Source organism: Alteriqipengyuania halimionae (genome assembly GCF_009827575.1).
In the GTDB taxonomy this organism is placed as follows: domain Bacteria; phylum Pseudomonadota; class Alphaproteobacteria; order Sphingomonadales; family Sphingomonadaceae; genus Alteriqipengyuania_A; species Alteriqipengyuania_A halimionae.
Window position 1 is genome coordinate 593133 of sequence record NZ_WTYR01000001.1, and the last position, 20500, is coordinate 613632.

A 20500-nucleotide genomic window follows, 5' to 3' on the forward strand; every position below is an offset into this window, starting at 1 on the left:
TGCCTCTTCCGGAGCGGCGGTGACGCCGTCCCGCGAGGAAGCGCGGATCGAGGCCGAGGCGGCGGCAAGCGGCGCGTCGATGCGCGATCAGAAGCCCGAACATACCGGTTCGCTCGCGCGCCGCATGATGCTGATCGCGGCGGGGTGGATCACCATCCTGCTGCTGGTCGGCGGCGTGGCGCTTGATCGCACGATCACCAATCTGCTCCAGAACAACCTCGACGAGCGGCTCAACTACATCCTCACCGCCATGGTCGGGTCGGCCGAAATCGATTCCTACGGCGACGTCTGGTTCAACCGGGTGCTGGGCGACCAGCGCTTCCTAGTTCCCAATTCTGGGCTATACTGGCAGATCAACGGCTCCGACCAGGAGCCTTTCCCGTCGAACTCGCTGTGGGACCGCACGCTCGAACTGCGCGGGGACCATTCGAAGGTCGAGCCGGTCTATTACAACAGCGAACAGTTCCAGGGCGAGGAACTGCGCATCGTCGAACGCTCGGTCCGCATTCCCGGCAGCGACAGCGACTGGACCTTTGCAGTTGCGGCCGATCGCGCCGAACTCGAGGCGGAGATCGCCGACATCCGATCGATCCTGTTCTGGTCGTTCGTCATCCTGGGGCTCGGCCTGATCTTGCTGGCCTGGCTGCAGGTCTATTACGGACTGTCGCCGCTGCGCCGGGTACGCCGTGCGATCCAGCGAATGCGAGGGGGCGACGAACACCGGCTGACCGAGCCGCTGCCCTACGAGGTCCAGCCGATGGTCGCCGAGCTCAACGCCTTGCTGGCGCATTCGGAGAAGCAAGCCGAGGAAGCGCGGATGCATGCGGGCAATCTCGCCCATGCCTTGAAGACCCCGCTGACGGTACTGGTGAACGCCGCGACCGCGCGCGACCCCAAGCTGTCGAACCTGGTGCATCGCGAGACGCGCGTGATGCAGCGCCAGGTCGAACACCACCTCGCCCGCGCCCGCGCGGTTGGTCGCCGCGCCACCGGCCTGTCGCGTGCCGAAGTCTGGCCCAGCGCCGAGAGCGTGCTGCGCGCAGTGACCCGCTTGTACGAGAACACCCGCTTCGATCTCGATGGCAACAAGGCGGCGCGAGTCGCGATCGAGCGGCAGGATCTCGACGAAATCCTCGGCAATTTGATCGAGAACGCAGCCAAATACGGCGGGGGCAGCGTGTTCGTGACGGTCGACGCCAATCGCGACGATCCCGATTTCTGCGACATCTGGGTCGAGGATGACGGGCTGGGCATTCCCGAGGCGGACCGCATCCGCATCTTCGATCGCGGCGCGCGGCTCGACACCGGCAAGCCGGGCACCGGGCTTGGCCTTGCGATCGTGCGCGACGTGGCCGAAATCTACGGCGGCAAGGCCGAGCTGCGCGAAAGCGAAGATCTGGGCGGATTGCTGGTGATTCTGCGCTTGCCGCGGTCGAAGGCGACGCGCGACCGCTGATGCCTAAACTGGTGGGATCGTCGACCGGTCGCAAGCCGCACGCCAAATTCAGCGTTCATTCAACAGCGGACTAATATTAACGAATCACAGTCCACACTTTTCAGGGGAACTATCGTGCGCACATCCATCATCAAGCCGGCATTGCTCGCCGTGGCCGTCGCCTCGCTCGGCGGATGCACTGCGCTCGGGGCCGGTTTCTCGGTCGGCAACGCCGGCTATTACGACGACGGCTATTACGATCCGTATTACGACGATTACTATTACGGCTGGTACGAAGACTACTACTATCCCGGAACCGGCTACTACGTCTACGATCGCCGGGGAACCCGCTCGCGCTGGTCCGACCGTCATCGCTATTTCTGGGAACGCCGCCGCGCCTATTACCGCGAACGCAGCGTCGCGCGCGAAATCCGCGACAACTGGGCTGGCTACTCGCGCGGCTCCGACGGTCGCTATCGCGATCAGAGGCGTGCCGAACGCAGGGCGGAGCGCCGGGCGGAACGCCGCGAGGATCGTCGCTCCGAACGACGTGCGGAACGTCGCGAGGAGCGCCGCACAGAGCGTCGCCGCGACCGGCGCGAGGATCGCCGCACCGAACGTCGCGACCGTCGGGGCGAGAGCCCGCTGGCACCGATCGCCCGCGAAGCCCGCAGGGAAGCCCGTCGCGAAGCGCGGCAGGAACGTCGCCAGGAGCGTCGTGCCGAACCGCGCGCGCAGGCGCCCCGGGTCCAGCGGCCTCAGGCCCAACCGGCTGCGCGTCAGCCGGTGGCAAAGCCCCAGCGCGGCACGGAACGTCCCGCACGTCCGGCTCCGAAGCGCCGCGTTTCCGCTAAGCCTGCCAAGCAGGACGATTGATCGCGCTGCAACAGCGATTTCGCGCTAAATTCTTGCAAAGCCGCCGTGCCATCCGCATGGCGGCTTTGACATGTCTGCAGACGTTATTCCCCTCCGCCGCAAGGAGCAGCCGTCGCTCGACCCGCTGCTCGCGCTTACCGCCAATGGCATGAATTCGGTGAATGCGATCATCCTCGATCGCATGCAGAGCGAAATTCCGCTGATCCCCACGCTCGCCGGACATCTGATCTCGGGCGGGGGCAAGCGCATGCGCCCGATGCTGACGCTGTCGAGTGCGGCGCTGCTCGAATACGAGGGCGATCGCCATCACAAGCTCGCCGCCAGCGTCGAGTTCATCCACACTGCCACGCTGTTGCATGACGATGTGGTCGACGGATCCGATCTGCGCCGGGGCAAGAAGCCGGCCAACCTGATCTTCGGCAATCCCGCCAGCGTGCTGGTCGGAGATTTTCTCTTCAGCCGCAGCTTCGAACTGATGGTCGAGGATGGCAGCCTGAAAGTGCTCAAGATCCTGTCCAACGCCAGCGCGGTGATCGCGGCGGGCGAGGTCGACCAGTTGACGGCCCAGCGCCAGATCGAGACCAGCGAGGAACGCTATCTCGGCATCATCGGGGCGAAGACCGCCGCGCTGTTCGCCGCTGCCTGCCGGATTGCCGCCGTGGTAGCCGAACGCGCCGAGGCCGAAGAACAGGCGCTCGACGCCTATGGGCGCAATCTGGGCATCGCGTTCCAGCTGGTCGACGACGCGATCGATTACGATTCGAGCGCCGACGAGATGGGCAAGGGCCGCGGTGACGATTTCCGCGAAGGCAAGATGACGCTCCCCGTGATCCTCGCCTATGCCCGCGGCGACGAGGCCGAGCGCGCGTTCTGGAAGGACGCGATCGCCGGGCGACGCACATCGGACGAGGACCTCGCCGAAGCGGTCCGCCTGATCGAAAAACACGATGCGGTCGAAGCGACGCGCGAACGCGCCCGCCATTTCGCCCAGCGCGCGATCGATGCGATCGGCGGTTTCCGCCAGAATGCGGCCCGCGATGCGATGGAGGAGGCGGCCTTGTTCGCCGTCTCGCGGCGGTTCTAGTCTTTCGGGATCCGTCCCGACGCGCGGCGTTTCCAAAGATACCAGCATCCGCCGCCTGCCACCGCGCAGGTGCCGAGAATCGTTGCACCGACCAGCATTCCGCTGATCAGAATGCCGGTGGTCAGGCCCACCACGATCTCGAGCAATTCGCGCATGCCGCCGCTATAGGGACTTTTCGCGCGATTGGGAAATCTGCGCGGGCGAATGTAAGGAACCGTCTGCGATGAGCGACGACCTTCCCATCCATGACGTCCTGCCCGATCTGCTGGCGCATCTGCGCGCGCGCAATGCCGCCGTGCTGGTCGCGCCGCCCGGCGCCGGGAAAACCACGAGCGTCGCGCCTGCGCTGCTTGGCGAGGAATGGTGCGACGGCACGGTGATCCTGCTGAGCCCGCGCCGGGTCGCCGCACGTGCCGCGGCCGAGCGAATGGCCGAATTGCTAGGCGAGAAACCGGGCGAGACGATCGGTTATCTGACGCGGCTCGATACCAGGCGCTCTGCAAAAACGCGCGTGCTGGTGATGACCGAAGCGATCTTCGTTGCGACGATCCTCGACGATCCGGAGCTTTCCGGCGTCTCGGCGGTCTTGTTCGACGAAGCGCACGAACGGCATCTCGATAGCGATTTCGGCCTCGCGCTGGCGATCGAGAGCCAGCAGGCGCTGCGGGGGGACCTGCGCCTGCTGGTGATGTCGGCGACGATCGACGGAGCGCGCTTTGCCGCGCTGCTGGACGATGCGCCGGTGGTCGAAAGCGAGGGCAGGGCACACCCGCTGCGGATCGCCTGGCACGGCGCGCGACCCGAATTGCGGATCGAGGATGCAATGACCGAAGCGGTGCTGGCAGCCTGGCGCGCGGAGGAGGGGAGCGTGCTCGCCTTCCTCCCCGGCCTTGGCGAGATCGAACGCACGCGCGAGCGGATCGAGAAGCGCCTGCCCGATGTCCAGGTGCTGCCTTTGCATGGGCAAGTCAATCCGGCGGGACAGCGCGCGGCGATCCGGCGCGATCCGGAAGGGCGCAGGCGGATCGTGCTGGCGAGTGCGATCGCCGAAAGTTCGGTCACGCTCGATGGCGTGTCGGTGGTGGTCGATGCCGGCCTGTCGCGCCGCGCCGCCTTCGATCCTGCCGCCGGCACGACGCGGCTGGTGACGGTCCAGGCCAGCCGCGCGAGCGCCGATCAGCGCGCTGGCCGCGCGGCGCGGCAAGGCCCTGGCGTCGCCTATCGGCTGTGGAACGAAGCAGCGCATGCGGGGCGTCCGGCCTATGACCCGCCCGAAGTGGAAACCGCCGATCTCGCGCCGCTCGCGCTGTCGATGGCCGATTGGGGTGCGGCAGATGGGCAGCTCGCTTGGCTCGATCCGCCGCCGGCCGCTGCGATGGCGAGCGCGCGCGAGCGTCTGCAGGGACTCGATGCGCTCGATGGCGGGGGGCGGATCACCGCGCGCGGCAAAGCGCTGGCCAAGCTGCCGATGGACCCGCAGCACGGCGCGATGCTGCTGTTCGGCGCCGAGCATGGTGCGGCCGAGCTCGCGGCGAAGTTGGTGGCGCTGTTGCAGGATCGCACGCTCGGCGGGCGCGGAGAGGATCTGGAGCAGCGCCTGTCGCGCTGGAACGCCCAGCGCGGCGGTAAGGGCGAAGCGCATCGACGGCTCGCGCAGGGATGGGCGAAGAGAGTTAAATCTCCCCTCCCCGCGGGGGAGGGGTTGGGGGTGGGGGGTAAGCCTCTGCAATCGCAAAACACCCCCACCCAACCTCCCCCTCAAGCGGGAGGGGTTCCACTCGGCATCACCCTCGCCGCCGGCCTGCCGCAGAACATCGCGCGGCGGCGCGATGCGTCGGGAGAATACTGGCTGAGCGCTGGCGGACGGGGCTATCGGCTCGATCCGGCCAGCCCGGTTGCGCGCAGCGAGTGGATTGCGATCGGCGATGCGCAGGGCAACGCCAAGGAAGCGCGGATCATGGCCGCCGCCGCGCTGACGCTCGACGATATCGAACAATGGCTGCCCGAACGTTTTACCCGCCGCACCAGGCTCGACTGGCACGAGGCCAAGGTGCGTGCGCGGCTGGAACGCAAACTCGGTTCGATCACGCTAGCCAGCGCTCCCGATTCCGCGCCGGACCAGGACGCGATGGCCGAACTGCTGCTGCAACGTGCGCGTGAGACGATGGCCGATCTCGTCCCCGCCACGCTGCTCGCGCGGGCGCGGTATGCCGGGATCGAGGCGCTCCGCCCCGAATCGCTGGCCGAAACGGCCGATCAATGGCTCGCACCCTTGCTCGAAAAGCGCCGCGACCTCGCCATCGCGCCGGGCCGGCTGGTCGAGGCCGCACTTAATCTCGTCGAGTGGGACGACCGCCAGTGGCTCGACCGGATCGCGCCGCGCGAATTCCGCAGCCCGGCCGGAACGAGCCATGCGATCGACTATGCCGATCCTGCCGGGCCGAGTGTCGAGGTGCGGGTGCAGGCGCTGTTCGGGCTCGATCGCCATCCTGTCATAGGGCAGGGCGAGGCTGCGACGCCGCTGCTGCTCAAGCTCACCAGCCCCGCCGGTCGCCCGCTGCAATCGACCGCCGACCTGCCCGGGTTCTGGCGCGGAAGCTGGTCCGATGTGCGCAAGGACATGAAGGGTCGCTATCCCAAACACCGCTGGCCAGAGGAACCCTGGACCGAAAAGCCGAGTTTGAAGACCAGGAACGCCTTTGCAAAATCGGAAGGTTGAATTAGGGGAAACCCATGGCAGCACGTATCTACCAACGTCCGAAAAGCGCGATGCAGTCCGGCAAGGCGCAGACCGATCAATGGGTGCTCGAATTCGCGCCGAGCGAAGCGCGTCGCGCCGATCCGCTGATGGGCTGGACCGGCAGTGGCGACACGCAGGTGCAGGTCGTGCTGAAATTCCCCGATTGCGACGCGGCGCAGGAATACGCGAAGAAGCACGGGATCGCCGCGCGCATTCACAAGACTCCGGTCAAAACCCTCAAGATCCAGGCCTACGCCGACAATTTCCGGTGATGCGGGCCGTCGCACTTGTTGCGGTGGCAAGTCTTGCCGGATGTGCGGCCTCAGCTGAATCGCACGAGAATGCGGCTGCGGTTTCGACCGCCGCGACCGATCGGGCTCTCGAACAGATCGAAGCCATCGAGGAACGGCTGGGCGGGCGGCTCGGCGTCTCGCTGGTCGATGGTTCGGGCCAGGCTCTCCTGACCCACCGCGGCGACGAGCGATTCGCCATGTGCTCGACCTTCAAGGCTCCGTTGGCCGCCGCGATCATGCTCGAGGTCGAGCAGGGCAGGCTGTCGCTTGAGCAGCAGATCGAGTTTACGCAGGCCGATGTCGTTCCGCATGCGCCGATGATCGAACGCGCGCTCGAAGGGCAGACCGAAGCCTCGCGCCCGGTCGACTGGCTCGTGCTGGCGGCGATGCGCGCGAGCGACAACAGCGCCGCGAACATCCTGCTCGATCGCATCGGTGGCCCCGAAGGCATGACGCAATTCTATCGTAACCACGGCGACGGCGTGACGCGGCTCGATCGGCGCGAGCCCGAACTCAACGAAAACAGCCCGGGCGATCCGCGCGATACCACCAGCCCGCTCGCGATGGCGCAATTGATCCGGCACGTGATGCTCGGCGACGCGGTCCATCCCGGCCTGCGCGCGATCCTCGTAAGGCACATGATCCGCACCGATACGGGAATGTCGAGAATCCGCGCCGGCCTTCCGGAGGGATGGGTTGTCGGCGACAAGACCGGGACCTGCGGTTCGGCTTACAACGACGTTGCGGTCTTCTGGGCCGAACGCGACCGGCCCTACGTTTTGTCGATCTATTACGACCGGCCCGAAGCGGAGTCGGAGGAAGCGCAAGCCGCGATGGCACAGGTCGGTGCGCTGGCGGCGGAGATCGTCCGCCAGCCATAAGTGCAAAGAGCCGATTTTCCCCTGTTGAAAATCTCCGCCCATGTCGCCATATGGCGCTTGGGAGTCGGGTGGACGTTAGCGTTCGCTCACCGGGTCAGGTCCGGAAGGAAGCAGCCCAGGTGAATTGCGGCGGGTCGCCCGGCTCCTTTTCATGCATCGCTGGAAAAACGGCTCAGGCCTCGCGCGCGCTTTCGCGCATGCGACTGCGCGCCTCGTTGCGCGAGCTGGTAGCCGGGATCAGCCCGCCCACCTTGCCTAGCCCGAAAGGCGGCATGTTGGCGTAGATATTCTCGTAGGCGCCGCCGCCGACCGTGTAGGTCTCGTGGAAAATGCCGACCGTGCCGTCGTTTCCGACATTCTTGTTGAACGCCACCCAGGCCGGCCAGTGCATGTCGTCACGCGAGCGGGCATAGGCTTCGAGGCTATCGAAATCCCTCCAGTATTGCAGTAGCATCACCTGTCGCGGACCCTGCAGGCAATATTCGGTCCCGAGGAAACCGCTGTCGGGATTGGCCGCAAGCTCCTGCAGCATCGGGCGCATCGCCATCAGCACCGGCCACCATTTCCCAATCCTGTGGAAACGGTTGATCCGCATTCCGATCACGAAAACCACCAGCGGACCTGAAAAGTCGGCGGTCATACGCCCTTTGACGACACTCATCGCGGTCTCCTTCGCAAGATAGATTGCAAAATGAAACCTAAAGGTCAAGCTTCGCAAAGCGCGCTTGTGCGCCTACCATCCCCGGCATGGGTGATTCACCGGACGATACACAGGGCCTGCCGTGGGAAACCGAGGCCGATAGCGACACGCCGAGCGCGGCGGAGCTCGAGGCGGCGGGGCAGAATTCAATGTTCGGAGAGCCTGCTCCCGAACCCACGCCCGAGCCGAAGCCCGAGCCCGAGCCCGAGCCCGAGAATGCGCCGGTCGAGCAGGCATCGCCTCCCCCAGCAGAACCGTCCGCGCCAGCGCCGTCGCCCGCGCCGACCGCTCCACCCGTGGTGGAAACCGCGCAGCCCTATCGCGTGCTGGCGCGCAAATACCGGCCGCAGACCTTTTCCGAGCTGATCGGGCAGGACGCGATGGTCCAGACGCTGGGCAATGCGATCGCGCGCGACCGGCTGGCCCACGCCTTCTTGATGACCGGGGTGCGCGGGGTCGGCAAGACCTCGACCGCACGCCTCATCGCCAAGGCGCTCAATTGCGTCGGGCCCGATGGCAAGGGCGGGCCGACCATCGATCCGTGCGGCGTGTGCGAACCCTGCGTGGCGATTTCCGAAGGCCGCCATATCGATGTGATCGAGATGGACGCCGCCTCGCATACCGGGGTCGACGACGTGCGCGAGATCATCGAGGCGGTGCGCTATGCCGCCGTCTCCGCGCGCTACAAGATCTACATCATCGACGAAGTCCACATGCTATCGCGCAACGCGTTCAACGCCTTGCTCAAGACGCTGGAAGAACCGCCCGCACATGTGAAATTCCTGTTCGCGACCACCGAGGTCGAAAAAGTGCCGATCACGGTGTTGTCGCGCTGCCAGCGCTTCGACCTGCGCCGGATATCGACCGGCCTGCTGCAAGAGCATTTCGCGAAGATCTGCGAGTCCGAGCAAGTCGAGGCCGAAGACGAGGCGCTGGCGATGATTGCCGCCGCGGCCGAAGGTTCGGTGCGCGACGGGCTCTCGATCCTCGACCAGGCGATCGCCCATGCCGATCTGGCGGGCAAGGGCACCATCGCGGCTGCGCAAGTACGCGAAATGCTCGGTCTGGCCGATCGCACCGCCTCGCGCACGCTGTTCGATGCCTTGCTAGAAAGCGATGCCGACACGCTGCTCGACGAGATGGATCGCCAGTTCGCGCTGGGGGTCGAACCGCTCGCCATGCTGCGCGCGGTGATGAATTTCGCCCATCGCGCCACCGTGGCGCAGGTCGGCGGGCGCGTGCCCGATGCGGCGAGCGAGGAAGAGCGCGCCGCGATCGCCGGCTATGCCGAGAACATTCCCACCGGACAGCTGCATCGACTGTGGCAGCTCCTGCTCAAGGGGTACGAGGAAGTGCGGGTCGCGCCCGATCCGCTCGCCAGCGCGCAGATGGCGCTGCTGCGCGTGCTCCATGCAGCCGACATGCCCGATCCGGGCGAGTTGGCGAAGATGATCGCCGAGGGCGGCGGCACGGTGCCGACGGCAGGCGGCGCGTCGTCCGGTCCGCCCGGGGGAACATCCGCGTCTGCGCCCAGCGAAACATCGCAGGCCGCCGCTCCCGAGTGGGAAGCGCTGGTCGACCAGGTCGAGGCGTCGGGCGAATTGCTCGCGGCGCAGAACATGCGCGGCTGGGTGCGGGTGATCAATATCGCCGATGGCGCGCTCACCTATGCCTTGGCTCCCGGTTTTTCCGGCGATCTCGGCCCGGAACTGCGCGATGCGCTCTACAAGATTACTGGTACCCGCTGGCAGGTCGAGCTGGGAGAGGGCGAGGGCGCTCCGAGCCTCAAGGAGCGCGCCGAAGCCGCCGCCAAGGCGGCTCGTCGCGAAACGCTTGAACAACCGCTGGTAAAAGCCACCTTGGCGGCATTCCCCGATGCCGAGGTGATCGACGAAAGTGTAGAGACCGGCACCGGACCCACCAATTGGAGCAAGAGAGCCTGACATGCAGTCGATGGAAGAAATGATGAAAGCCGCGCAGGAAGCGGCGCAGACGATCCAGAAGCAGATGACCGAGGCCCAGGCCAAGCTCGAGGAAATCGAGGTCGAAGGCGTTGCCGGTGGCGGCATGGTCAAGGTGCGCTGCTCGGCCAAGGGCCGCGTGATCGGCGTGACGATCGACGAAAGCCTGATGACCCCGGCCGAGAAACAGATGGTCGAAGACCTGGTCGCCGCGGCTTTCAACGACGCCCGCCAGAAGGCCGACGCCGCCAGCGCCGCCGAGATGGAAAAAATCCAGGGCGGCATGGGCCTGCCACCGGGCTTCAAGATGCCGGGCATGTGAGGAAACCAGTCGGCTGCCATTGCTGCGGCTGCTGGAATGACGGGAAACGTGCATAAGGGAATGAGGATCACCTGTCCTACAGACATCCTCTCTGGCAGGTTCATCCCATGACGCTTCCCGCCACGCCCCTCCGATTCCTTCCACAGGACCGTGTCACACCCGGTCCACGGTTCAGGCTTCGGCGGTCGAGGCTTAACACGCGTCCACAGTTAGGCCGTGTTGCGGCATTGCAGCATCGGGAGGGCCTACCCATATCTGCGGACAAGAGGCGTGGTCATCAGGCCACCGCGACAGACACTGGACGCCAAGTATGAAACTCTACCCCCTCCTTCCCCTGCGCGACATCGTGGTGCTGCCTGGCATGGTGGTGCCGCTGTTCGTGGGGCGCGACAAATCGGTTGCCGCGCTCGAGGCGGCGATGGAAGCCGACAAGCTGATCTACCTGCTCGCGCAGCTCGATCCGACCTGCGACGATCCCGAAGGCGACGATCTCTACGATGTCGGCGTGATCGCCGAAGTCGTGCAGATGCTCAAACTGCCCGATGGCACCGTGCGCGTGCTGGTCGAAGGCAAGGCGCGGGCCAAGCTCGGGAGCTTGCGTGAAGATGGCGACAGGGTCGTTGCCGCAGTCGAGGAGATGGATATCGTCTCTGCCGGCGGCACCGAAGTCGCCGCGATGATGCGGCAGGTGATCGAGCAGTTCGAGGAATACGCGAAGCTCGACAAGAAGCTGACCGAGGATGCCGGGGAAGACCTGGCCGAGATCGACGACGCTTCGCTGCTCGCCGATGCGGTGGGCGCGAATCTCAACATCAAGGTCGCCGACAAGCAGGCGCTGCTGACCGAGACCGACCCGATGAAGCGCCTCGAAATGGTGTTCTCCTTCATGGAAGGCGAACTCGGCGTGATGCAGGTCGAAAAGAAGATCCGCGGGCGCGTGAAGCGCCAGATGGAGAAGACGCAGCGCGAGTACTACCTCAACGAACAGTTGAAGGCGATCCAGAACGAGCTCGGCGGCGAGGGCGAGGACGGCGACGAGCTGGCCGAGCTGCAGGAGAAGATCGACTCGCTGGAAATGACCGAGGAGGCCAAGGCCAAGGCGCAATCAGAGCTCAAGAAGCTCAAGAGCATGCAGCCGATGAGCGCCGAGGCGACGGTCATTCGCAATTATCTCGACGTCCTGCTGGGTCTGCCCTGGGGCGAAAAGAGCGAATTGAAGCAGGACATCGCGGCCGCGCAGGACGTGCTCGACGACGACCACTACGGGCTCGAGAAGGTCAAGGACCGGATCATCGAGTATCTCGCCGTGCAGGCCCGCACCAACAAGCTGAAAGGCCCGATCCTGTGCCTCGTCGGCCCTCCGGGCGTCGGCAAGACCAGCCTCGGCAAGTCGATCGCCAAGGCGACGGGACGCGAATTCGTGCGCCAGTCGCTGGGCGGCGTGCGCGACGAGGCCGAGATCCGGGGCCACCGCCGCACCTATATCGGCTCGCTCCCGGGCAAGATCGTGACCAACCTCAAGAAGGCGGGCAGCTGGAACCCGCTGTTCCTGCTCGACGAGATCGACAAGCTGGGCCAGGACTTCCGCGGCGATCCCGCCTCGGCGCTGCTCGAAGTGCTCGATCCCGAACAGAACGCGAAGTTCCAGGATCACTATCTCGAGCTGGACCTCGACCTGTCGGACATCATGTTCGTGACCACCGCGAACAGCCTCGACCTGCCGCAGCCGCTGCTCGACCGGATGGAGATCATCCGTCTCGAGGGTTACACCGAGGATGAGAAGGTCGAGATTGCGCGTCGCCATCTGATCCCCAAGCAGATCGAACAGCACGGCCTGGCCGAAGGCGAGTTCGAACTGACCGAAGACGGCCTGCGCAGCCTGATCCGTCACTACACCCGCGAGGCGGGCGTGCGCACGCTGGAGCGCGAGATCGCGCGTCTGGCGCGCAAGAGCCTGCGCAAGATCCTCGAACAGGAAGCGACCTCGATGACGATCGACGCCGACAATCTTGGCGAGTTCGCGGGCGTGCGCAAGTTCCGCCACGGCATGGGCGAGGAAGAGCCGCAGGTCGGTGCCGTCACCGGGCTTGCCTGGACCGAGGTCGGCGGCGAGTTGCTGACCATCGAAAGCGTGACCACGCCGGGCAAGGGCGAGATCAAGACCACCGGCAAGCTCGGCGAGGTCATGAACGAAAGCATCGCCGCGGCCTTCAGCTTCGTGAAGGCGCGGGCGCCCGCTTACGGGATCAAGCCCTCGATCTTCCAGCGCAAGAACATCCACATCCACCTTCCCGAAGGCGCGGTGCCCAAGGACGGGCCCAGCGCGGGCATCGGGATGGTTACCTCGATCGTCTCGACGCTGTCGGGCATCGCGGTCGATCCCGAAGTTGCGATGACCGGCGAAGTGACCCTGCGCGGACGGGTGCTGCCGATCGGTGGCCTGAAGGAAAAGCTCCTTGCGGCACTGCGCGGCGGGATCAAGACCGTCCTCATCCCCGAGGAAAACGAGAAGGACCTCGCCGAGATTCCCGACGACATCAAGAACGGGCTGGAGATTATCCCGGTCGCGCATGTCGACGAAGTGCTGGCGCGCGCGCTGGTCGAGAAGCTCGAGGCGATCGAGTGGACCGAGGCGGACGATCTGGCGAGCCAGCCGGTGCCGCATGCGCCCGGCTCCGGTGCACCTCAGACCGCTCATTGAGGTCGCTCGGTCACGGTTTATCGCACACATGGCCGTATTTCGGCGGCTTCGGTGCGATTTGGCCTTTGACACCGAAGGGAAAACAGTCTCAATTCGGCGCTTCGCCAACCGGTGATTCCACCGTGGCACGACACCCATTGACACTCTAGGGGGAGCTTTCATGAACAAGAATGACCTGATCAGCACCGTTGCCGACAATTCCGGCCTTTCGAAGAATGACGCGAGCAAGGCTGTCGAATCGGTTTTCGATGCGATCCAGGATTCGCTCGGCAAGGGCGAAGAAGTTCGCCTCGTCGGTTTCGGCACGTTCTCGGTTGCGCATCGCAAGGCTTCGACCGGCCGCAACCCGCGCACCGGCGAAACCATGCAGATCAAGGCGTCGAACCAGCCCAAGTTCAAGGCTGGCAAGGGCCTCAAGGATGCGGTCAACTAAGCCGCACCATCCAGGGACTGAAAAGGCCCCGCCGGAGCGATCCGGCGGGGCCTTTGCTTTGTGAGAGGGATGGGCGCCCGCTAGTCGAGCCCGATCAGTGCCATCGGTGCGGTGCGGGTGCGCGGGGTGATCGTCCAGCTCAGCCGCTGCATCCCGTCGGCGTCCTCTTCGGGGCCCTCGTCTGTGTTGTTGGCGAGGATGGCGCCATCGGTCACCAGCGTGAACGTGCCGTCGAGCTCGGGGAAGCTTTCCGCGGCTTCCGCCTCTTCGTCGTCGCCGAAGATTTGCATCGCGCCGACCATGCCCGACATCACCCCGCCCATCGGCCCGGTGCCGCCCTGGACGGCAAAGCCCGGAGCATCAATCCGCAACCGTCCCGGCTCGCGCACGGCGGCGGTGAGGATGAAATTGTTGAGCGGGAAGCGTTCGAAGGTCGGAAACACGAAGTCGTGTCCCATCACCGACGTGATCTCGAAGCTGACTTCGAACAATCCGTTGCCCTTGTGCACGACGCTTTTCCAACCGCGCTGGCGCTCGAGCCGCTTGACCAGCTCATCGGCCGCGTCGGGGTCGGACGGATCGATGCCCCCGAAGAACAGGTTCATCATCTGCGCCTGCTGTTCCTTGCGCTTGGCCGCGCGCTCCATCCGTTCGTCAAAGGCTTCGCGCTGCTCGGCCAGTTCCTCGGTCGTGCATTCGCGTTCCTGGAGGCCGTAATCCTCGTCCTCGTCTCCATCTTCGACGACCACTTCCACCATGACGTCCTCATCGGGGTCTTCCTCGGTCGTGTCGGGATCGGGAATGCGGACGGTCACGACCGGCACATCGTCATCGGTGGTCTGATCCTGAAAACCCGAGAGTTCGCTCTCATCCATCTCCTCGCCGAAATCGTCTTCGAAACAGGGCTGGGCGACGAATTCATCATCGTCGTCTCCTCCGCCCCCGAACGAATCGCCGGCCTCGGCAAGTTCACTCATGGCGAGCAGATAGATTTCGCCGTCATAGCGATAGGTGAAGCGGCCATCCTTGTGCAGGATCAGCTCGGATGCGAACTTGCCCGGAACCATCATGCAGCCGGCCAGGACGACGAACCCTGCAGCCAGCGCGGCCAGCGCGCCGAAGCGCTTTTTCGATACGGTCATGTATCCCCCTCTGTACGGGGGCGAAGCTAACTGCGTACTGCTATCGCGTAAAGCGCGATTGCACCGGCATTCGAGACGTTGAGGCTTTCGATATCGCTGCTGATCGGAAGACGCGCGAGCGCATCGCAATGCTCGGCGATATTGTGCCGCATGCCGGGTCCTTCCGCCCCGAGGACGAGTGCGACAGGGCCGGCGGGCAGCGCCTCGCCCAACGTGGATTCCGCTTCTCCGGCAAGGCCGATACGCCAGTATCCGTCATCGGCAACCTGCTCCAGCGCGCGCGCGAGATTGACCGCGCGCACCCACGGCACCGTTTCGAGCGCACCCGATGCCGCTTTCGCCAGCGCGCCGCCTTCGGGCGGGGAGTGGCGATCCTGCGTCAGGATGGCGCACGCATTGAACGCCGCCGCCGAGCGCAGCAGCGCGCCGACATTGTGCGGATCGGTAACCTGATCGAGCACCACCAGCGGGCGCTTCGGATCGCCGTCGAGCACGTCTTCGAGGAACACGGTTTCGAGTGGTTCGCAATCGAGCACGATCCCCTGATGCGGCGCATCGCGCGAGACGAGCCTGTCGAGATCGGGATTGTCGGCATATTCGATCGTGAAGTCCTGCGGCAGTTCGCCATCAAGCGCCTCGATCGCATCGCGTGTCGCCCACAGCTTCCGATGCTGACGCTCGGGGTTCTTGAGCGCGGCTTCGACGGCGTGGTGCCCCCAAAGGCGCACCGCGCCCTTGCCGGCGCGTCCGCTGCCGCGTCCGTGCTTGTTTCGCCCGGCGCGCCCGCGCAGTGCCCGTTCCTTGCCCTTTTTACCCACGTAGTCGTCCTCGAATCCGAATATGTCGGGCGTCCCTGCCAGCGAGGCCATTGACAGGCAAGCGCCGCTTCGCCAATGGGGCGCCTCTCGGTCGCGCGAGGCCCCCAGCGGGCTTGCCGAACCAGCGGGCCCGTCCCGCACAATTCGCCGGTATGGACAGGTGGCCGAGTGGTTAAAGGCAGCAGACTGTAAATCTGCCCGCGCAAGCGTACGCTGGTTCGAATCCAGCCCTGTCCACCACCGGCTTTCCCGACATCGACAATCAAGAACGGCTCCGCACGGCTTCCCAGTCCGGGGGTATCGCCGCCTGTTCCAAGAGAAGCGGCCGACGTCTTTCTGTTTTATAAGCTTTCGGCGATCACACAAACCGGCACCGCCGATTGGAACCATTGCCAAGGATACACTATATCATGGGCGAAGGAGACAGAGGATGACCGACCAGCCACTCACAGTTGCAAAGGCGCAGATCGACGAGGCGCGTGCCGACAAGGCGAAGCGTCCGAGTATCGCGGGCTTTTTCGATGAGGCGACCAATACGGTCAGCTATGTGGTCCACGACCCTGCAACCGGGCAAACCGCGATCATCGACTCGGTGCTCGATTATGAGGCTGCATCGGGACGGACGTCGAACGGTTCGGCCGATCGGATCATCGAATATGTCCGGGCGAATGAGCTAAAGGTCGCCTGGCTGCTCGAAACGCATGCCCATGCCGATCATCTCTCGGCGGCACCCTATCTTCAGGAACAGTTGGGCGGAAAGCTCGGGATCGGACGCGATATCATCCGGGTGCAGGACGTGTTCGGGAAAATCTTCAACGCCGGAAGCGATTTCGAGCGCGACGGATCGCAATTCGATCGCCTGTTCGACGACGGCGACAGCTTCGCGCTCGGCGAACTCGAGGTTATCGTTCTTCACGTTCCGGGCCACACCCCGGCGGATATGGCCTTCATCATCGGCGATGCGGCGTTCGTGGGCGATACGATCTTCATGCCCGATTTCGGGACCGCCCGCGCCGATTTTCCCGGTGGCGATGCCGGCCAGCTCTATCGCTCGATCCGGCGTTTGCTGGAACTTCCCGACGAAACGCGACTGTTCCTTTGCCACGATTACAAGGCGCCGGGTCGCGACGAATATGCGTGGGAAACAACCGTCGGACAGCAGCGTGAAGAAAATGTCCATGTGAAGGATGGCACGACCGAGGAAGAATTTGTCGCCATGCGGACCGACCGCGACAAGACGCTCGCGATGCCCAAACTCATCCTGCCAAGCGTGCAGGTGAATATCCGGGCGGGGCACTTGCCCGAACCTGAGGAGAATGGCGTGAGCTACATCAAGATTCCGGTGAACGCGCTGTGAGCTGGACTGCATTTCCAAACGCGGCCCCGCTCGAAGGCTTTCTCGGCGGTCTGCTGATCGGAACGGCGGCGCTCATCATGTTGCTCGGGCTCGGCAGGATTGCCGGCGTTTCGGGCATGCTGGCGCGCGCGGCGACGCTCAGCCGGTCGGACACTCCCTGGCCGATGGCGGCGCTGTTCGTGATCGGGCTGGTTCTGGGTGCGATCGTGTTCGCGCAGACCATCGGCCCGGTAGAAGCCACATTCCCGCCCGGCTGGGGCTGGCTGGTGGCGGGCGGCTTGGCGGTCGGTTTCGGCACGCGCCTCGGCAGCGGCTGCACCAGCGGGCACGGCGTGTGCGGAATGTCGCGCCTGTCGAAGCGCTCGATCGTCGCGACGCTCACCTTCATGGCAGCGGGAATCGTGACCGTCGCCCTTGTCAACGCATTCGGAGGTGCCTGGTGATGCGCTCCCTGATCTCGCTTCTTTCGGGTGCAATCTTCGGGTTCGGCCTTGCGCTGTCCGGCATGATGAATCCTGCAAGGGTTCGCGGCTTCCTCGACCTGTTCGGTGACTGGGACCCGACGCTGGCCTTTGTCATGGGTGGTGCGATGCTGGTGATGGCGGTCGGATGGCTGGTGCAGAAACGCATGTCTGCACCGATCGCGGACGACAGCTTCAACCTGCCGGGGACGCAGATCATCGATCGCCGGCTTCTGGGCGGCGCCGCTCTGTTCGGCATCGGCTGGGCCTTGGCCGGGCTGTGCCCCGGACCGGCGATCGCTTCGCTCGGCACGGCGCTGCAACCTGCGCTGGTTTTCGTCGCTGCGATGCTTGCCGGGATGGCCGTGTACGCACTGGTCGATCGCAAGCCGGGCTGACCGCCATGCTCGATACGATGCAATGGATCCTGGGCGCCCTGTCCGGCGGTCTGGTAGGCTTCTCGCTCGGCCTGGTCGGGGGAGGGGGCTCGATCCTCGCAGTTCCCCTGATGGTCTATCTCGTCGGCGTGTCGCAGCCCCACGTCGCAAACGGGACGAGCGCACTCGCGGTGGCGGCGAACGCAGCGACCGGCCTGTTCCAGCATGCCCGCGCGGCCAATGTGCGCTGGAAAGCCGGGCTTGTGTTTGCAGCGGCCGGGATTGCCGGCGCGTTTGCCGGATCGACGGCGGGCAAGAACTTCGACGGGCAGGGGCTCTTGTTTCTATTTGCTCTGCTGATGATCGTGGTGGGCGCGCTTATGCTTCGATCGCGCAAGGATTTGGGCGACGAGGGCGCAGATCTCACCCGGGGCAACGCACCCAAGGTTGGAGCCTACGGGCTGGGAGCCGGTCTCGTGAGCGGGTTCTTCGGGATCGGCGGCGGATTTTTGATCGTCCCCGGCCTGATCGCCGCAACCCGCATGCCGATGATTGCAGCCGTGGGCACCAGTCTCGTCGCGGTAACGGCCTTCGGACTGACGACCGCGGCCAACTACGCATTCTCGGGCCTGGTGAACTGGGAACTGGCATTGGTGTTCGTCATCGGCGGCGTGCTGGGCAGCTATCTCGGCACGATCACTGCACGGCGCTTGTCGGGAGGGGGGCAGCTCAAAACCGTCTTCGCGATCCTGATTTTCGTCGTCGCCGCCTACATGTTTTGGCAAAGCGCCGCCGCGCTGTGGTTGTAGCGCGGAGGCGGTCGTTTAAGCGCCAGCATCGAACCAATCGGGCAAGGCCGCCAAGTCGGGTAGCGGAACTTCGATCGTCCTGCGCTCTTGCGTTTCGCCCTGCATGAAACGGTGCATGGCCTCTTCTACCTGTGGCGAGGTCATGAACAGATTGTGTCCGGCCCCCTCCACGGTGATCGCGGTAACATTGGTCAGTCCGGCGACGGCCTCGTATTGCCCCTCGGGATAGGTGCGACCGTCGAGCGTGCCGGTGAGCAGGAGGACGGGGGTTTCGCCCACCGGTCCGTCGCGAAAATCATCATCGAGTTCGATTTCGGGCCAAACGCCGACGAGTTGCGGCATGGGGAAGTTGAGATAGCCGCCCAGAAGTGCATCGCGGCGCTCGATGTCGAACAGGGCCAGACGCTCTGCGCTGATGCCCGAAGCCACATCCATCGCTGTGGACATGGGTGACAGCGCAATGGCCTCCCCTTCGCGTTGCCATGCGCCGATCACACGTGCGATGGGCATCGCGTCCCCCCGGCCGATGCTTCGGTATAGCTCGAGCAGGAGCGCTGCATTGCCGGGATCGGCAATCAAGCTGGATGCAAGATGCTGCATGTGGCGGCGTTGAAAGAGAAACGGAAATGCACTGCCGTCGCCGGTGGGTATATCGAGCATGAGCGGCTTTTTTTCGAGCTGCTGGTGGACCTTCCGCATTAGCGCTTTGACATCGGGATATAGCGCCTTCGCATTCGGTTGCGTGTCGATGGCGGACTGCAATCGCGCGAAATATGCATCGGTGCGGGTGGGCAGCTTGACGGTCTGATCGAGGCCCTCCGCGCTGGCCAGGATCGCACGGTCGATCTCCGTCGGTATGGCGTCGATAGCGGCCAGTGCGAGATGGGTGCCATACGATATGCCCCACAGGACGACCCGGTCCGCGCCGAGATGCTGGCGCAGGGCGGACAGGTCGCGCACGCTTTCGAGCGTGGTATAGCCGCCGATATCGATACCCTCCGACTGCCAGAAAGCGGCGCATTCGCGCGCGGCAGCCCGGTGGAGTTCGGCATATTCGTCATCGCTCAGGGCTTCGGTTTGCGAAGGGATGATCGACGATTGGCATCGCGGCAAGGCCGTCGAACCACCCGTACCGCGCTGGTCGAATGCGATAACATCGCCATGCCGGCGCATCGCCATGAACAGGGGAAACCGGTCACGTTCGGCGGTACCGCTGCCCGATCCGCCGGGCCCTCCGGCGAGGTAGACGATGGGAGGGCCAGGGATGTCGCTCGTCGACGGGAAGCGAACATAGGACAGGGTGATCGTCCGGCTCGCGGGATCGCTGCGATTTTCCGGGACCTGCACCTCTCCGCGGAAAGCCGCGACACGCTGCCCGTCCTGCGCCTCGAACGTTATCGCAACTTCTTCCGCAGGCTGAGCGGCGAGCGGCGTGGCAAAGAGCAAGGCGAAGCAGGCGACTGCAATTTTCATCGGCGATCCGTTCCATTGTGATGGTTTCATTCGATGCATTCGATATCGGATCGTTGGGGGACAAATCGCGAATTTACCGGTCGGCGGTAGGGAGCCATCGGTGGGCGGAGCGACGACTTGGCCGAAGGTCGCTATGAGACGGTAAATGGCAGTGCGGATCGTTCTTTCATTATTGTTTGCGTGGTTATGCATCGCCCCGGCCAATGCCGAGGAGACATCGACCGCTCCCTTCGTCGTGTCGCTTTACGGGGCCGAGGCGCGAGTTTGCGTCGACAGCGCTGCTAGCGAACCGGATTTCGCGTCGCATGAATGCCGTACGCAATCGCTGGGCCGAGTCGATCCGCAGGGCCGCCAGCTTTGGATCGCGCTGCCTTTCCATGTGCCTGGGGCGATGCTTTCGCGATCCGAACCGTTGGGACTGTTCGTGCGGGCCAAGGCATCGAGCGCGATCTGGCTCAACGGCGAGCCGCTCGGCACCAACGGCTTGCCTGCCGCGACCAAGGTCGACGAAATCCCGGGTTTGATGGACGTCGTATTCTTCGTCCCACCAGATATGTTGCGGCCCGGCGCAAACCGTCTCGTCGTCAGAATGTCGGCCCTGCATGGCGGGATGAAACTTTCCTAACCCGTACACCAG

Annotated in this window: 20 protein-coding genes, 1 tRNA gene and 1 other RNA gene; 17 read left to right on the plus strand and 5 right to left on the minus strand. The window is 64.8% G+C overall.

The window, feature by feature from the left end:
* The first annotated feature begins 79 nt into the window (after nt 1-79).
* From GRI68_RS02930 to GRI68_RS02940, 3 genes are all read left to right on the plus strand, one after another.
* Nucleotides 80-1456, plus strand: a complete 1377-nt coding sequence (locus GRI68_RS02930; protein WP_160617821.1) for a sensor histidine kinase — start codon at nt 80-82, stop codon at nt 1454-1456.
* Nucleotides 1457-1570: 114 nt separating this feature from the next.
* A complete protein-coding gene (locus GRI68_RS02935) occupies nt 1571-2311 on the plus strand; it encodes a hypothetical protein (RefSeq protein ID WP_160615729.1) in 741 nt (246 codons plus the stop codon).
* Between the two features lie 70 nt (nt 2312-2381).
* The gene (locus tag GRI68_RS02940) at nt 2382-3395 is read left to right on the plus strand and encodes a polyprenyl synthetase family protein (RefSeq protein WP_160615731.1); all 1014 of its coding nucleotides are present in this window, start codon (nt 2382-2384) and stop codon (nt 3393-3395) included.
* On the opposite strand, the gene GRI68_RS02945 is transcribed toward GRI68_RS02940, so the two are convergent.
* Nucleotides 3392-3550 carry a hypothetical protein gene (locus GRI68_RS02945; RefSeq protein ID WP_160615733.1) on the minus strand — a complete coding sequence of 53 codons (159 nt, stop codon included), beginning with the start codon at nt 3548-3550 and terminating at the stop codon, nt 3392-3394. The two genes, GRI68_RS02940 and GRI68_RS02945, sit on opposite strands and share 4 nt — an antisense overlap.
* 68 nt (nt 3551-3618) lie before the next feature.
* On the opposite strand from GRI68_RS02945, the gene hrpB reads away from it, so the two are divergent.
* From hrpB to ffs, 4 genes are all read left to right on the plus strand, one after another.
* Nucleotides 3619-6114, plus strand: a complete 2496-nt coding sequence (hrpB, locus tag GRI68_RS02950) for an ATP-dependent helicase HrpB (RefSeq protein WP_160615735.1) — start codon at nt 3619-3621, stop codon at nt 6112-6114.
* Nucleotides 6115-6128: 14 nt separating this feature from the next.
* Complete coding sequence (locus tag GRI68_RS02955; protein ID WP_160615737.1) at nt 6129-6407, plus strand: ETC complex I subunit; 279 nt, start codon at nt 6129-6131, stop codon at nt 6405-6407.
* Entirely contained in the window at nt 6407-7309 is a 903-nt protein-coding gene (gene bla / locus GRI68_RS02960; RefSeq protein ID WP_160615739.1) for a class A beta-lactamase, read from the plus strand. The genes GRI68_RS02955 and bla overlap by 1 nt, the downstream gene beginning before the upstream one ends.
* Before the next feature lie 57 nt (nt 7310-7366).
* Nucleotides 7367-7461: signal recognition particle sRNA small type (gene ffs / locus GRI68_RS02965), an RNA gene on the plus strand.
* Between the two features lie 20 nt (nt 7462-7481).
* Here the strand turns inward: ffs and GRI68_RS02970 are convergent.
* Nucleotides 7482-7970 (minus strand): DUF4188 domain-containing protein, encoded by a 489-nt coding sequence (locus GRI68_RS02970; protein ID WP_160615741.1) that lies wholly within the window; start codon nt 7968-7970, stop codon nt 7482-7484.
* Between the two features lie 86 nt (nt 7971-8056).
* Between GRI68_RS02970 and GRI68_RS02975 the strand changes: the two genes are divergently transcribed.
* The 4 genes from GRI68_RS02975 (at nt 8057) to GRI68_RS02990 (ending at nt 13426) form a co-directional block, all read left to right on the plus strand.
* Nucleotides 8057-9952 carry a DNA polymerase III subunit gamma/tau gene (locus tag GRI68_RS02975; RefSeq protein WP_160615743.1) on the plus strand — a complete coding sequence of 632 codons (1896 nt, stop codon included), beginning with the start codon at nt 8057-8059 and terminating at the stop codon, nt 9950-9952.
* Between the two features lies 1 nt (nt 9953).
* Entirely contained in the window at nt 9954-10292 is a 339-nt protein-coding gene (locus tag GRI68_RS02980) for a YbaB/EbfC family nucleoid-associated protein (protein WP_160615745.1), read from the plus strand.
* Between the two features lie 310 nt (nt 10293-10602).
* Nucleotides 10603-12993, plus strand: coding sequence for an endopeptidase La (gene lon, locus GRI68_RS02985; protein ID WP_160615747.1), 2391 nt, complete (start codon nt 10603-10605; stop codon nt 12991-12993).
* A 160-nt stretch (nt 12994-13153) separates the two neighbouring features.
* Nucleotides 13154-13426, plus strand: a complete 273-nt coding sequence (locus GRI68_RS02990; protein WP_160615749.1) for an HU family DNA-binding protein — start codon at nt 13154-13156, stop codon at nt 13424-13426.
* A gap of 80 nt (nt 13427-13506) precedes the next feature.
* Here GRI68_RS02990 and GRI68_RS02995 read toward each other — a convergent pair whose 3' ends face one another.
* Nucleotides 13507-14568 (minus strand): hypothetical protein, encoded by a 1062-nt coding sequence (locus GRI68_RS02995; RefSeq protein ID WP_160615751.1) that lies wholly within the window; start codon nt 14566-14568, stop codon nt 13507-13509.
* A 26-nt stretch (nt 14569-14594) separates the two neighbouring features.
* Nucleotides 14595-15437 carry a TrmH family RNA methyltransferase gene (locus tag GRI68_RS03000; protein ID WP_160615753.1) on the minus strand — a complete coding sequence of 281 codons (843 nt, stop codon included), beginning with the start codon at nt 15435-15437 and terminating at the stop codon, nt 14595-14597.
* 103 nt (nt 15438-15540) lie between these two features.
* Here GRI68_RS03000 and GRI68_RS03005 point away from each other — a divergent pair.
* The 5 genes from GRI68_RS03005 to GRI68_RS03025 all read left to right on the plus strand — a co-directional run bounded on the left by GRI68_RS03005 (nt 15541) and on the right by GRI68_RS03025 (nt 18390).
* A tRNA-Tyr gene (locus GRI68_RS03005) sits at nt 15541-15626 on the plus strand.
* Nucleotides 15627-15816: 190 nt separating this feature from the next.
* Nucleotides 15817-16743: an MBL fold metallo-hydrolase gene (locus tag GRI68_RS03010; protein ID WP_160615755.1), complete on the plus strand. Its 927-nt coding sequence runs from the start codon at nt 15817-15819 to the stop codon at nt 16741-16743.
* Nucleotides 16740-17186, plus strand: a complete 447-nt coding sequence (locus tag GRI68_RS03015; RefSeq protein ID WP_160615757.1) for a YeeE/YedE family protein — start codon at nt 16740-16742, stop codon at nt 17184-17186. The genes GRI68_RS03010 and GRI68_RS03015 overlap by 4 nt, the downstream gene beginning before the upstream one ends.
* Entirely contained in the window at nt 17186-17602 is a 417-nt protein-coding gene (locus tag GRI68_RS03020) for a DUF6691 family protein (RefSeq protein WP_160615759.1), read from the plus strand. Before GRI68_RS03015 ends, GRI68_RS03020 begins: the two co-directional genes overlap by 1 nt.
* Nucleotides 17603-17607: 5 nt before the next feature.
* On the plus strand, nt 17608-18390 hold the full coding sequence (locus GRI68_RS03025; protein WP_160615761.1) for a sulfite exporter TauE/SafE family protein: 783 nt from the start codon (nt 17608-17610) through the stop codon (nt 18388-18390).
* Between the two features lie 15 nt (nt 18391-18405).
* Here GRI68_RS03025 and GRI68_RS03030 read toward each other — a convergent pair whose 3' ends face one another.
* Nucleotides 18406-19863 carry an alpha/beta hydrolase gene (locus GRI68_RS03030; protein ID WP_160615763.1) on the minus strand — a complete coding sequence of 486 codons (1458 nt, stop codon included), beginning with the start codon at nt 19861-19863 and terminating at the stop codon, nt 18406-18408.
* Between the two features lie 145 nt (nt 19864-20008).
* On the opposite strand from GRI68_RS03030, the gene GRI68_RS03035 reads away from it, so the two are divergent.
* Nucleotides 20009-20488 (plus strand): hypothetical protein, encoded by a 480-nt coding sequence (locus tag GRI68_RS03035; RefSeq protein WP_160615765.1) that lies wholly within the window; start codon nt 20009-20011, stop codon nt 20486-20488.
* The last annotated feature ends 12 nt before the right edge of the window (nt 20489-20500 follow it).